Source organism: Methylobacterium mesophilicum SR1.6/6, assembly GCF_000364445.2.
GTDB classification, from domain to species: Bacteria; Pseudomonadota; Alphaproteobacteria; order Rhizobiales; family Beijerinckiaceae; genus Methylobacterium; species Methylobacterium mesophilicum_A.
In genome coordinates this window covers 3,225,928-3,239,227 of record NZ_CP043538.1, presented here as the reverse complement: position 1 = coordinate 3,239,227, position 13,300 = coordinate 3,225,928, and the positions used below count along the sequence as shown (strand labels likewise).

At 70.6% G+C, this 13,300-nt stretch carries 13 protein-coding genes; all 13 read right to left on the bottom strand.

Annotated features, from left to right (window positions below; genetic code table 11):
- Positions 1-19: 19 nt before the first annotated feature.
- Positions 20-1,090: a malate/lactate/ureidoglycolate dehydrogenase gene (locus MMSR116_RS15380; protein ID WP_010682227.1), complete on the bottom strand. Its 1,071-nt coding sequence runs from the start codon at positions 1,088-1,090 to the stop codon at positions 20-22.
- Between the two features lie 127 nt (positions 1,091-1,217).
- Complete coding sequence (locus tag MMSR116_RS15375; RefSeq protein WP_010682228.1) at positions 1,218-1,580, bottom strand: M81 family metallopeptidase; 363 nt, start codon at positions 1,578-1,580, stop codon at positions 1,218-1,220.
- A gap of 33 nt (positions 1,581-1,613) precedes the next feature.
- Entirely contained in the window at positions 1,614-2,342 is a 729-nt protein-coding gene (locus tag MMSR116_RS15370) for a DUF1194 domain-containing protein (protein WP_010682229.1), read from the bottom strand.
- 401 nt (positions 2,343-2,743) lie between these two features.
- The gene (locus MMSR116_RS15365) at positions 2,744-3,511 is read right to left on the bottom strand and encodes a DUF1223 domain-containing protein (protein ID WP_010682230.1); all 768 of its coding nucleotides are present in this window, start codon (positions 3,509-3,511) and stop codon (positions 2,744-2,746) included.
- 7 nt (positions 3,512-3,518) lie between these two features.
- On the bottom strand, positions 3,519-4,535 hold the full coding sequence (locus tag MMSR116_RS15360) for a lipid A biosynthesis lauroyl acyltransferase (RefSeq protein ID WP_039892224.1): 1,017 nt from the start codon (positions 4,533-4,535) through the stop codon (positions 3,519-3,521).
- An 86-nt stretch (positions 4,536-4,621) separates the two neighbouring features.
- A complete protein-coding gene (locus MMSR116_RS15355; protein WP_010682232.1) occupies positions 4,622-5,644 on the bottom strand; it encodes a zinc-binding dehydrogenase in 1,023 nt (340 codons plus the stop codon).
- A 12-nt stretch (positions 5,645-5,656) separates the two neighbouring features.
- Positions 5,657-5,968, bottom strand: a complete 312-nt coding sequence (locus MMSR116_RS15350; protein ID WP_010682233.1) for an SH3 domain-containing protein — start codon at positions 5,966-5,968, stop codon at positions 5,657-5,659.
- Between the two features lie 5 nt (positions 5,969-5,973).
- Positions 5,974-6,741 carry an SDR family NAD(P)-dependent oxidoreductase gene (locus MMSR116_RS15345; RefSeq protein WP_010682234.1) on the bottom strand — a complete coding sequence of 256 codons (768 nt, stop codon included), beginning with the start codon at positions 6,739-6,741 and terminating at the stop codon, positions 5,974-5,976.
- Positions 6,738-8,021 carry a beta-ketoacyl-ACP synthase gene (locus tag MMSR116_RS15340; protein ID WP_010682235.1) on the bottom strand — a complete coding sequence of 428 codons (1,284 nt, stop codon included), beginning with the start codon at positions 8,019-8,021 and terminating at the stop codon, positions 6,738-6,740. The genes MMSR116_RS15345 and MMSR116_RS15340 overlap by 4 nt, the downstream gene beginning before the upstream one ends.
- Positions 8,022-8,129: 108 nt before the next feature.
- The gene (locus MMSR116_RS15335) at positions 8,130-9,419 is read right to left on the bottom strand and encodes a Zn-dependent hydrolase (protein ID WP_010682236.1); all 1,290 of its coding nucleotides are present in this window, start codon (positions 9,417-9,419) and stop codon (positions 8,130-8,132) included.
- Positions 9,420-9,525: 106 nt separating this feature from the next.
- Positions 9,526-9,987 (bottom strand): tellurite resistance TerB family protein, encoded by a 462-nt coding sequence (locus tag MMSR116_RS15330; protein ID WP_010682237.1) that lies wholly within the window; start codon positions 9,985-9,987, stop codon positions 9,526-9,528.
- Positions 9,988-10,252: 265 nt separating this feature from the next.
- On the bottom strand, positions 10,253-11,440 hold the full coding sequence (locus MMSR116_RS15325) for a carboxylate-amine ligase (RefSeq protein ID WP_010682238.1): 1,188 nt from the start codon (positions 11,438-11,440) through the stop codon (positions 10,253-10,255).
- An 89-nt stretch (positions 11,441-11,529) separates the two neighbouring features.
- Positions 11,530-13,044 (bottom strand): CYTH and CHAD domain-containing protein, encoded by a 1,515-nt coding sequence (locus tag MMSR116_RS15320; RefSeq protein ID WP_010682239.1) that lies wholly within the window; start codon positions 13,042-13,044, stop codon positions 11,530-11,532.
- Between the last annotated feature and the right edge of the window lie 256 nt (positions 13,045-13,300).

Sequence of the window (13,300 nt, the reverse complement as noted above, 5' to 3'; positions counted from 1 at the left end):
CGCGTCACGTCGGGCCGGCTCAGACGCGATAGGCGTCTCCGTCGAGCCCGTGCGGCCGGCCCGCCGCGAGGAGGGTCTCCCAGACGGGTTCCGGCAGCGGCACGCCTTCCGCGAGGCGCTGGGCGCGCATGCGGCGCTCCGGCTCGCCGGGCAGCAGCACCTCGGCTCCCGGCATCGGTCGGGCGCTCTTGAAGAAATCGAGATAGGTGCGCGCCTCGGTCGCCAGAACTTCCTCGGTGCCGAGGGCGGACGGCGTCACGTAGATCGACAGCATGCCGTTGCAGATCCGCCGCCGTCCGGGCCCCGCGGTGCCGGACCCGGTGAGCGCGCCGGCCAGGAGCTCGCACATGAGCGCGAGGCCCGAGCCCTTGTGCTCTCCGAAGGCCCGGATCGCGCCCGCGCCGCGCTGGTTGTCGCGTTCGACGCCATCCAGGGGACCGAACAGAGTCGCCGGGTCCGCGCTGAGCCGGCCGTCCGGCTCGATCAGCGCACCCTCCGGCAGCGGCTTGCCACCTCGGGAGGCGACCAGCACCTTGCCCTCGGCCACTGCCGAGGTGGCGAAATCGAGGATGATCGGCTCCGCTCCCGGCACCGGGAACCCGGCCGCGAAGGGCGCCGTGGAGAAGCGGCGCTCCACCGAGCCGAAGGGTGCCACCAGCAGGCTGCCCGCCACGTTGACGAAGTGCACCGAGACCAGCCCCGCCGCGGCCGCCCGCTCGGCCCATTCGCCGATCCGTCCGAGATGACCGGCATGGCGGAGCGCCACGATGGCCACACCACTCTCCTGAGCCTTGGCGATGCCGAGATCGGTGGCGAAGGGTCCCGCGGTCTGTCCGAAGCCGTACTGGGCATCGAGCAGCGCGAAGGACGGCGCGTCGGTGACGATCTGTGGCGTGCGGCCAGCCTCGACCTCGCCCGTGCGCAGCCACTCGACGTAGCGCGTGACGCGAACGACGCCGTGACTGTCATGCCCGGTGAGGTTGGCGGCCACGAGGAAGCGGCCGATCCGCTCGGCCTCCGCCTCCGGACAACCTTCCCGGATGAAAATGTCCCGTACGTAATCGGACAGCCTGTCGGCTGAAATCCGCATTGCCTCGCCTCCCTGGGCCGCGCCTCACCGGGCGCGTTCGGGATGAGCCTAGCGCCCTCGGACTTGCGGCGCGAGCATCGGGGGTGACGCTGCGCGGCACCTGTCGTCTCGGCGGTCGGGCTCCCGCTCACGGGCCGGGCGCCAGCGGTCCGGGCGAGTCGCCGTAGGGCGCCATGTAGACGCCATCGAAGGGCCCCTGCCCCCGTAGATCCGACAGCATGAGGGCCACGAAATGGGCGTAGGCGTCGGCTGTGATCCAGCCCGAGGCGGTGCCGGTACGCGGCCACAGCGGTGACGTGATGCCGACGAGCTCGACGTCCTGTTGCTCGCGCGCGACTTGTACGAAGCCGCCTATGTAACCCTTCGGATCGGTGGCCAGCAGGCCCGGACCCGAAGCGGGCGACCCGGGATAGATGAAGTCGTCCCGGATCGTGTCGTTGGGCAGGAACGTCACGGTCTCGTGCGTGAACTGGAGCACGGCAAGGCGCATCGGCGGAGTTCCTCGGGTCAGCGGGAGGGCGGGTCAGGAGATCTCGCGCACCAGTTTGGCGACCAGGGCGCGTCCGAAGGCTTCGAAGTTCTCCGCTGTCATGACGAAGGCCCCGTCCCCGCCGATCACGATGGCCCGGTAGTAGGCAGCCAGGCCGCCTGCCGGATTTGTGTGGTCCTTCAGGAAACTCGGCATGCCCTCCGGGTCGGTGAGGATGACGATGCCGTTGACGGTGATGCCGGCCGCTACGGCGGCATCTCGCGCCTCCGCGATGGAGCGACCGCTGTTGCCGGTGCCGTCGCCCGAGATGTCGATGACCTTTCGCCCGGTCCGGAACGGAGCCCGCGCCAGCAAGTCCGTGGCGAATGCAATGGCCGACCCGATGGCCGTGCGGCCGTAGAATGGGCGCGGCGCGGCTTCGAGCCTGGCCGAGAAAACACCGGCATCCTGTTTGGACCCGATGACCATCCAGTCGACCGCGACCTGCTGCTCGCCGGGGCCGGCCCAATCGAACAGGGCGACACCGATCCGGCCGGTCTCGCCCTCGCCGATGGCACGCAGCACCCGCGGATCGCTGAAGGCCTCGGCATAACCGCGCCGCTCCAGCTCGAACCGTGCCTCGCTGATGCTCAAGGAGACGTCGACGGCGAGGACCAGAAGGACGTCGACGGCCTGATCGGCGGCGTTCGCGCTGCGAAGCGCCGGTGACAGCGGCGCGAGAAGGCCGGAGAGGAGCCCGGATAGGAGGTGGCGTCGCCGCATGGCCGGGGCTCGTTTGGGGGGACGCCAACCCCGATCGGCGGACGGCCACCTGCATGCAACGAGCCTGCCGTCCCTGCGGTTCTATGGCGAGCCGGTGCCGGCATTCCGTGGCTCGGCCTCACCGCGATCCCTCTCGACGCCGGGGAAAACGTCCGCACGTGCCGCTCAAGGCAACACCGCGTCCGGCCCGATCACGCCGCTTCAGGCTGGCCCCGCCTCGATGCGACAAACGACGCTGCCGGCGCTGCCATCGATCGTGAGGGCCGGCGTATTGTTCACTGGCTCCGACGCGTCACTGAGCGCCTCGATGGGCGGATGGTGGTTCTCGCCCGCGAGCCGAGCGCGCACCGAGGGCGGACTGACTTTGCCAACCTGAAATAGCATCGTCGGCTTGCGCGGGCTCAGCGCTCGAGCCCCGGTCCCTTGGCCGCACCGAGAATCCGGCCGGGCCGCCCGTCCGCCGCTCCCTGGACCAGCACGACCCAGCTGTCGGCGTCACCCATCTCGGCCTGGAGGACGGGCACGTCGAAGCGCAGCGCCTGCCCGGTCCAGGCGCCGAGGCGTTGGAGACCCCGCACGACGTTGACGTAGGTCGCCGTCCGGCCGCCATTCTCGCCGGACTGGATCGCGATCGCCCGGCTGCGCAAGACCGGCAAGAGCCAGACCTCCCCGCGTGTGTCAGTCTTGACCTCCGGCGCGGCGCCGATCTCGACCACGATCCGGTCGCCTCGATTTTCTCCGCGCACGGGAACCGGCAGTCCGCCGCGCTGCACGGCATCGCGCAGCAGCCGGTCGAGGGCCGCCTTGTCCGAGCCCAGCGCGAAACCGCTGCCGTCGACCACGATCTGCGGCGTGAAGACCTGGCGGGCCCCGCGGCCGCGGGCGTAGGCGCGCTGGCGCTCGGTCAGCGGGCGCAGCGCCAGGGTGTCCTTCCAGCCGAGGTAATCCCAGTAGGTGACGGGAAGGGTCAGGGCGATCACGCCCGGCTGCCGGGCGAGATCGCGCAGGACCGGTTCCGCCGCGCGGCAGGCGCCGCAACCCTGGCTGGTGAACAGCTCGACGACGGCGCGGACCGGCTCGGCCCGGGCCGCGGACGCCGACACACAGATCAGAGCGGCTGCGCAGAGCGCGCGGCGGTCGCGAAGGCGGGCGCGGTGCCGGGGCGTCATGGCCGTATCAGAGCGTCTGTGACGCGGTCTGTGAAATCACGTTGGCTTGAGAGGCTTCCACCAGCGGTTGAGCCGGTGCCGAGTTCGTCCGAGCCTTGGGCAGCATGTCTGGGCGCCAGCGGCGATGCATCCAGAGCCATTGGCCGGGATGCTCGCGAACCCAGCCCTCGACCACCGCGGTCATCGCCTGCATGGCGCCCGTCACGTCGATGGTGCCGTCCGCGGCCCGGGGCAGGTCCAGGGGCGGCGTCAGTTCCAGCCGAAAGCGGCCCTCGGGAAGCCGCACGACGCGCACGCCGTGGACCGGGCACTCGTAGTGCCGGGCGAGCTTGGCGAGCAGCGGGTTGGCGAGGCAGGGCCGGCCCAGGAACTCGACCACGACGCCGCGGGTGAAGTGCTGGTCGATCAGCTGACCGAGATGTCCGCCGTTGTCGACCACGTCACGCATGGCGAAGACCGCGCCCGGCTTGGACGCCGCCAGCCCGCCCATGGACCTGCGGCGGACCTCCTGCACGAGCCGGGCGGCCGCGGGGTTGTTGGGCGGCCGGAACACCGCGGTGGCCTCCAGCCCGAAGCGGGCTGCGCAGATCGCCGGAAGCTCCCAGTTCGCCAGATGAGCCGAGAAGATCAGGCCCGGCTTCCCGTCGTCGCGCAGGGCGAAGAAGTGCTCGATGCCCGAGACCTCGGTCCGCAACGGCCCGCTCGCGGCGGGATCGTAGTCGAACAGGGTGTCGAGATGCGCGTACTCGGCGCCCGTCCGGCCGAGATTGTCCCAGGCCTCCAGGGCGACGCGCTTCCGCTGCTCTTCCGGCATGTCCGGAAACGCCGCGCGCAGGTTCGCCAGGGCGGTGCGGTGCGCCGGCAGCAGTGGGCCGACGCGGCGCAGGATGGCGGCGCCGAGCGCGGTCGACCGGGCCGCCCCGAGCGCGCGCGCGAGCCAGACGAGCGCGCGGATCAGCGGGACCATCGCGAAACCCGCGAGGCGCGGGTACGACCGTTTCAGGAGGAGGGCGAGACGCAGCACAATCGGTTCCCGGGCGTTCGCTTGCGGCCCCCGACGCGCGCGTAAAGCGAAGCTTAAGCCAAGTCTCTCGCAGCGCGAAATTGCGACTACAGGCTGACCAGGATCTTCCCGAAGACGCGGCGCGACTCGAGCCGTTCCAGACCCTGGGCGAAGTCGGCGAGCGGGTAGACCGTGTCCACGACCGGCCGGATCCCGGCGGCCATCTTGTCGAGCGACTGGGCGATATTGGCGAGCGAGCAACCGAACGATCCGGTGATTCGGTATTGCTGCTGAAACAGCTGCATCAGGTTCATGGTGGCCGAGACGCCCGAGGTGGATCCGCAGGTCACCAGCCGCCCGCCGCGCTTGAGGCAGAGCAGCGACCCGTTCCATGTATCTGCGCCGACATGTTCGAAGACGACGTCCACGCCCTTGCGCTTCGTCAGGCGCCGGACCTCGCCCTCGAACCGCTCCGTGCGGTAGTTGATCACATGGTCGGCGCCCAGGTCGGCCGCCTTACGGCCTTTCTCGTCGTCGCCGACGGTGGTGTAGACCGTACAGCAAATGGCCTTGGCCATGCGGATGGCTGCGGTCCCGATTCCCGAGCCGCCGGCATGGACGAGGACGCTCTCGCCGGGTTCCAGCCGGGCATTGTCGAACAGCATGTGCTGGACGGTGCCGAAAGCGATGCCCGCGCAGGCGGCGTCAGTATCGCCGACGCCGTCCGGGACCTTCACGACGAGGCGTTCCGGCAGGGTCACCAGCTCGCGGGCGAAACCATCGAGGTGGAAGCCCATCACACCCGAGACGTCCTCGCAGAGGTTGTCGCGGCCGTCTCGGCAGGCCCGGCACCGGCCGCAGGTCATCGCGCCGTACGGCACGACCCGATCTCCGGGTTTGAGGCCCGTGACGCCGTCGCCGATCGCCTCGACCGCGCCTGCGGCCTCCGCCCCGACGATCAGGGGCATCTTCCGCTTGGCGAACGCCATCCCGCGGAAACCCCAGACGTCGATGAAGTTCAGTCCGACGGCGCGGATGCGGATCCGGACTTCGCCCGGCCCCGGAGCGGGCGGTGGCTCGATCTCGGTCAGGCGCAGGTCGCGGTCGCCGAACAGCTGGAGGGCTTGCATCCTGTCTCTCGTTCAGTCCGGCGCCAGGTACCGCCGCCGCGCCCAGCCGAGCACCCGGCCAGCCTTGACCCGGCACCACGTGGTGCGGCTCGGCGTATCGTTGGTGCAGCCGAAAACCAGCGCCCGGGAGCGGATCTCGCCGATCTGCTCGGCGGACGGATCCGGCTCCGCGCGGATGCTCAGCGGCTCGCCGGGCGGCAGGCCCGAAATCCGGTAGGACTCGGGCTCGGCCCGGGCCTGGCTCACGACGAGGGTTGCCCCGAGGCAGAGGGCGGAGAGGGCGAGGCGGGCGCGCATCGGCAGGATCGTCGGGTTCGCTTGCATCACCGTCAGGTCCGATGGACGCCCATCATCGCCGTCAGGCCGCCGTCGACGGGCAGCACGGCCCCCGTGATGTAGGAAGCCCCCTCGCCCATCAGGAAGGTGGCGAGCGCGGCCACGTCGTCCGGCCGGGCGAAGCGTCCGGCGGGGATCTGCCGCTCCATACCGTCCCGGTAGGCGGCGTAGCGCGCCATCATGGCCGTGTCGACGAAGCCCGGCGCGATGACGTTGACGGTGACCCCGCGCTTGGCCGATTCGATCGCCAGGGTGCGGCAATAGGCGATCAGCGCGCCCTTGGTGGCCGCGTAGGCGGCATTGCCGGCATTGCCCCGGAGCGCCGCGACCGATCCGATCGCGACGATCCGGCCGGAGCGCGCCCGGATCATCTCGCGCATGAGCGCCTTCGCGAGCCGGGTCAGGGAGAAGAAGTTCACCTGCATCGCGGCCTCGGCGCGGTCCTGATCGAGCATCGCCGCCAAGGCGTCGCAGGGCTGACCGGCGTTGTGGACGAGCCCGGCATACCCGGCCGCCTCCGCGGTCTCGCAGAAGCCGTCGAGCGCGGCCTTGTCGGCGAGATCCACCGCATAGGCTTCGAAGGTGCGGGCCTGATGGGCCGTCCGAAGGTCTTCGAGCAGTGCCTGCGCGGCCTCGGCGGAGGCGCGATAGGTGAAGTCGACGGCGTATCCGGCTTCCGCCAGGGCGCGGACGGTCGCCGCGCCGATGCCGGTGGCGCCCCCGGTGACGAGGACGCGGCGGGGTGGGGATCCGGCGCTCACGTCGGCTCCGCGCCGAAGACCAGGCAGGTGTTCTGACCGCCGAATCCGAAGGAGTTGGACAGGACCGTACGCACCGGCAGGTCGCGGGCGGTCTCGACCACGTCGAGGGCGATCGTCGGATCCGGCACCCGGTGGTTGATCGTCGGGGGGATGCGGCCGTTGCGAATGGTCAGCAGCGACACCGCGGCCTCGATGGCGCCAGCGGCCGTGAGGGTGTGACCGATCATGGACTTGTTGGAGGTCACCGGCAGGACGGCCGCGCGGTCGCCGAACACCGCCCCGAGTCCCAAGGCCTCCATCTTGTCGTTCTCCGGTGTCGAGGTGCCGTGGGCATTGACCGTGTCGATGGCGTCGGCCTCGAGCCCGGCATCGTCCAGGCTCGCCCGGATCGCCGCGATGATCGGCGCGCCGTCCGGGCTGGAGCGGGTGCGGTGAAAGCCGTCACCCTTCTCCCCGCAGCCGAGCACGTAGCCGAGGATGGTCGCCCCCCGGGCAGCCGCGGCCTCCGCGTCCTCCAGGACCAGGGCGGCGGCGCCCTCGCCCATGACGAAACCGTCCCGGTCCTTCGAGAACGGCTTCGAGGCCGCCGCCGGATCGTCGTTGCGGGTCGAGAGCGCCGAGAGGAGAGAGAAGCGGATCAGCGATTCCGGATTCACCGACCCGTCCGTCCCGATGCAGAGCGCCGCCGCGGTCTCACCGCGGCGGATCGCCTCGACGCCGAGCTGGATCGCCGTCGCCCCCGACGAGCAGGCGGTGGAGAGTGAGATCGGCGACCCCTTCGTGCCGAAGCGGTCGGCGATGCGATCGGCGACGGTGCCGAAGATGAAGAGGTCGTGCCAGGGATCGAAGCGGCGCGTCGCGGCCGCCCGGAGCAGCCCCGCGTAGTCGACCGGCCCGTCGCCGCCCGCCGCCTCCGCGAGAGCCTGCCGCTGCGGCCACTCCATCTCGACCGGCGGCACCGCGATGAAGAGGGCGCCCGGAAACTCGCCCTTCGCGCCGATCCCGGCCTGCGCCACGGCCTCCTCGGCGGCCACCGCGGCGAAACGCTCTGACAGTAACGGTGCGACGAGGGGTTCGGTGTCGAGAAAGTCTACGGTGCCGGCGATCCGCGTGCGCAGGCCCTCCGTGGAGAACCGGTCGATGGCATGGATGCCCGACCGGCCCGCCACCATGGCCGCCCAGGTCTCCGCCTGTCCCTGACCGAGGGAAGAAACGACGCCGAGGCCGGTGACAGCCACGAGCGGCCGGCCTCTGGCGTCGCGATAGGATCGCGCGCTCATGCAGCGGTCCTTACGGGATTTTAAGGCGCGGTACACCTCCGGCCCGAACGGGTCACCGTCGCGGTGCGGGCTGACCCGACCGGGGCCGGGGCCGGGCCCGGTCCGTCGCTACGGACCTGACGGACCCGTGTGATCGCGCGCGGGCATGTTGGCGAGGCGCAGGACCGTCTGCAGCAGCACGTCGGCGCCGGCCGCGCAGTCGCCCTGCGTGGCGGATTCCGACTCGTTGTGGCTGACACCGTCCTTGCAGGGCACGAAGATCATCGCGGCGGGCACCTTCGCGGCGAGATTGCAGGCGTCGTGGCCGGCCCCCGAGATGATGCGACGGCGGGCGTGCCCGAGGCTCTCGGCCGCGGACTCGATCGCCGCCACGATGGCGGGATCGAACGGCACCGGCTCCTTGCGCCAGATGCGGTTGAGCGCGATCTCGACGCGTCGGCGTCCGGCGATCTCGGCCGCCGCTTCGTTCAGGGCCGCCTCCATGGCGTCGAGGGTCGCGGAGCGCGGGTCGCGCACGTCCACCGTGAAGGCGATCCGGCCCGGCACGACGTTGCGGGAGGGCGCCAAGATCACGGCCTCGCCGATCGTCGCCACCGCGGAGGGCGCGTGCGCCAGGGCGATCCGCTCAGCGGCCAGCGCGAATTCCGACAACGCCAGCAGCGCGTCCCGACGGCGCGGCATCGGCGTCGTGCCGGCATGGCTCTCGAAGCCCGTCACGACGCCGTCGAACCACATGATGCCCTGGCCGCCCTCGACGACGCCGATCGTTTTGCCTTCCGCCTCCAGGATCGGTCCCTGCTCGATGTGCAACTCGACGAAGGCGCCGATGTCCCGCGTGCCGACAGCTTCGACGCCGCGGTAGCCGATGGCGTCGAGAGCCTCGGCCACGGTGGTCCCGGCGGCGTCGCGCTTGGCCAGGATCTCGTCCGTCGTGAACGCGCCGGCATAGGCCGCCGAGGCCATCATGGCGGGGGCGAAGCGCGACCCCTCCTCATTGGTCCAATTCACCACCAGGAGGGGCGCCTCGGTCTCGATCCCGGCGTCGTTGAGGCTGCGCATCACCTCCAATCCGGCCAGAACCCCGAGCACGCCGTCGAACTTGCCACCCGTGGGTTGCGTGTCGAGATGAGAGCCGAAGGCGATGGGTTTCCGGCTCATGTCGCGGCCGGGGCGCAGGGCGTATTGAGTGCCGAGGGCGTCCACCGAGACCGTCAGGCCGGCCGCCTCGCAGGCATCGCGGAACCAATCGCGGACGCGCCCATCCTCGGCCGAGAGTGTCAGGCGGTTGATGCCGCCGGCCGGCGTGCCGCCGAAAGCGGCGGTCTCCAGGATCGTGGACCACAGGCGGGCGCCGTCTGCGCGCAGGTTGTGGGTCGTGCTGAGGCTGATTTCGGCCATGCCGGTTCCTTTCACGGCGCGACGCCGTGCGACACGTTAACGGTGAGGGAGCACCACCGGATTGGCGGAGCGCCCCCTATGAGCAACGGCGATGCCATCGCGTCGATCACGTCGGCGGTCGCCGCACAGGATTGGCGCGCAGCAGGCTCACGCCGTCGACCCGAAGGGCCGCGGCGATCTCGCCGAGCGCGCTCGCCTCAATGTTGCTGATCCCGTCCTGATCGGCGACATCGGCGGCTATGAGGAAGACGTTCTCGCGCTGGTTGGCCGGGCGCGCCACGACCGCCGCGACGTGCCGGAGGTTCTCGGCCCGGCCGAGGCGGGTGCGCGCCCGGGCGATGCCCTCATAGAGTTCGGTTTCCAGCATCAGCGCGTCGTAGCCCTTCATCAGGACCGGGTCGGCGCGCAGGCCGTGGAGCGCAGCGTCGAATTCCTGGCCGGCCACCTCGCCGTCGGCCACGATGACGTTCGCGGCGGCGGAGACGGCCGCCAGCATGAGCGCCCTGTCGCCCGCATAGGCCGTCACGGTGCGGCCGACTTGGCCGAAGAGGTCGCGGAGAAGGTTCATGCCGATGGGTCGAGTGACCGGAGGTCGAGGGTGGCCGCGGAAACGTGTGAGGGATAGCAGACGATGGCGCGGAGGAAAGCGTGTGGTGCGCATGCGGTGACCGCGACACGAGCCCACGCTGACACGTGGCGACCCCTCCCACCGTGCTGACGAATCGACGGGCCGAACCCGTGCAGACATCCTTCGGAAACGTGACCGTGCGACTCGATCGGTCGACCGTGCACTCCAGCGCGGCCGACGGATTGCGGGCTCAGCTAACCCCCCCTCAGCCGGATCCGTTTCCGTCGCTACGCCGTCGGCTCGACGTCCGGACGCCCCCAGGTCCGAGCTTCGAGCCGGCGGCGGTTTCTAAAGCCAAATGGTCCACCACGGCGGAGAGCGCCGCGCGCTCCTGCGCGCCGGACCTGCGGGCCGCGGCGAAGACCGCCATCTGCCTGTCGGCGCTCGTGCCTTCGGCGACGATGTGGCGGGCCCGATTGCAGGCCGCGACACAGTCCAGCGCCTCCGCATCCTCCGCGATGAGGGCCAGGACATTCTCGACCCATTCCCCGAGCGGCACCGCGCGGACCCGCGCCTCGTCGATGAGCGTGGCCCGGGTTCCGTCGCGCTCGGCCCGCCACAGGTTCTCCATGACGAATCCGCGGGACGCCGCCGTCATGCCGGCGTTGAGCCTCCGGTCCCGTACCACCCGGCGGACGAGACAGCGGAACAGGGCGGCGATACAGACCGCGTCGTCGACATGCGTGCAGCTGTCGGCGACCCGCAATTCGAGGGTCGGATACTTCACCGAGGCGCGGAGATGCCACCAGAGATAGCTGGCATCCGCGATGGCCCCTGCCTTGGTCATCACGTCGACGTAGTGGGCGTAGTCGGCAGAGTCGGCAAACAGCTCTGGCACGCCGGTGCGGGGCAACTCGGCGTAGGCGCGCATCCGGTAGCCGGCCATTCCGGTTTGCTGGCCTTGCCAGAACGGTGAGGAGGTGGAGAGCGCGAGCAGGACCGGCAGGAAAGGAAGCAGGCGATTCATCAGCCCGAGGCGGGCTTCCGGATCCGGCACCTCGACATGCACATGGAGCCCGCAGACCAGATTGCGCCGGCCGAGCATCCGAAGGTCGGCCATGATGCCGTGATAGCGGGCCTTGTCGGTGGGACGCTGGTCCCGCCACCGGGCCGTGGGGTGCGTCCCGGCCGCGAAGGTCAGGATCCCGCGCTCGGCGCCGATCTCCGCGAGGCTGCGGCGCAGCTGCGTGAGGTGCTCCGCAGCCTCGCCGACATCGCCGCTCGGCGGTGAGGCGATCTCGACTTGGCATTGCAGCTGCTCGCGTTCGGCGTCGTCGAGCCGGGCCCGCACGGCCGCGTGGAACGCACGGAGCCGCGCGCGCGGTGTGCCCCGGGAGCGGGCGTCGGCGAGGAAGAACTCCTCCTCGATGCCGAACCTGTACGCGTGGGCCATACACACTCCCTGCCCGCCTGATCGCGCACATCACCCGGCGAACGCTGCCGCAACGGCCGGGTTCCGGCCGGGCCCTGGCGCAAAAAGCGTCAGCGCCAGAACGGCTTGACGTCGAGGAGCTCGGCCCTCGCATCCGCCGCGGCCTCCAGCAGGTCCTGCGTGCTGGTCTCGTCGGCACCCGGCATGGGCGGACCCGAGAGCCTCTCGGTCATCGACCGGGCTGTCTCGAGGTCGTTCAGGATGCCGAGATGGTCCTGCAGGTCCGACAGGGCAGCACCGAACTTGTCCTGCCGGCGCCGCGCCTTCTTCTTCTGATAGAGGCCCGCGAAGAACTCGGCGCCGTAGCGGAGCTTCTTGGCGGCGATGCGGGCGCGATGGCGGGTATGCGGGTCCAGGCGCTTGAGGCCGCGCCCGCGCTTCTTCAGCCGCAGGCGGGCCCGATCGAGCACCCGCGCCGCGAAGGCGCGCCCGTCCTCAGCGGCGGCCTCTTGCGCCGTCCAGGCGCCGGCCTCGACCCAGCCGGCAAAGTCGATGACGAGGCCGCGCCATTGCGGACTCTCAAGGGTTGCCAGGACAGCGTCGTAGGCCCGTTCCCGCTCCGCCTCGGCACGTTCCCGCAGCCCGTCGAGGCCCGGCTCGTCCGGCCGTTCCTTCGCCAGAGCCGGGAGCGTCTGGCCAAGGAACACGTCGAGGTTGCGGGCATGGCCGAACGGCTCGGTGACCCGCTTGATCTCGTCGTTGAAGCCGTCCGCCCGTGGATCGCCTTCCAGCATCGGCGCGAACAGCGAGAGCGCCGATCGCAGCCGCCGCAAGGACACGCGGATCTGGTGCAGGGCCTCGGGCGCCCGCCCGCCCTCCAGGAACGCCGTCTCGTTCAGCCGCATGTGGCGCAGGCACGCCCGTGCGACCCGGCGGAAGACCTCGCCGGCGCTCGCGCCATCGGGCAGGTCCACCGGCTCGGCTTTCACCACGCCCGGGCCGATGCCGTCGATCAGCGCGAAACCGACCCCGCTCTTGGCGTTGACACTCAGGCGCAGCGGAACGGTCTCGGCGAAGGCCTGCGCCACGACAAACAGGTCTGCGGGATCGCCCTCCTGGAGCTCCAACTCGAGCCCGCACAGCGGCGCGTCGCCGGCCGGGCTCTCGACGCGTCCCTCGTCCAGCGTGACCAGAATGCGGGATCGGCCATGCTCAACGGGAACCTCCCGTCGCATGACGATGGTGGAGAACAGGCGCTCCGGCGCAGCCTCGGCCTTCTGCAGAACCTCCTCGGCCGCCGTGCCGGCCCAGGCCGCGGGATCGGGCGTCTCGCCGCCGATCTCGGTCTCCCACTCGGCACGGTCGAACAGCCCGACAGCGCCGCTCCCCGCCTTCACGGTCTGGATATGTCGCCCGCCCTGCGCGCGGATCCGCAGCGTCAGGCCGGCCGCCCGCAGATCGCGGTTCGGCGTGTCGTAATAGGTCGTGACCAGCAGGTCCGGCTCGGAGGACGCGCCCTGGAGCCGCGGATGACCCGCCAGGGCCGTGAGATCCGGTCCCGCGCAGTCGAGCTTCAGCTCGATCTCCCGGGGCTCCGTGCCGGATTCGCTGTCGATCTTGCTCATGCTCTCCTCTTTGTGACCCGCACGCCCAACACTGAAGAGCCGTCGTCCGGTTGCACGGGACTCTCGCGCGACCGCGGCTCGGCTTGGGCGTCCGTCGCTCTGTCCCGAGAGAAGGTGGACACCGCGACGGCGTCAAGCGCGACGCACCCGCGTTTGTCCCGAGGATGCGCATGGTGCAGTGCGTTAAAATCGCGCTTTTCCAAATCGATCCGGCGTGGCAAGGTAAATTGTCCACAATTGATCTGCCTACGGCATT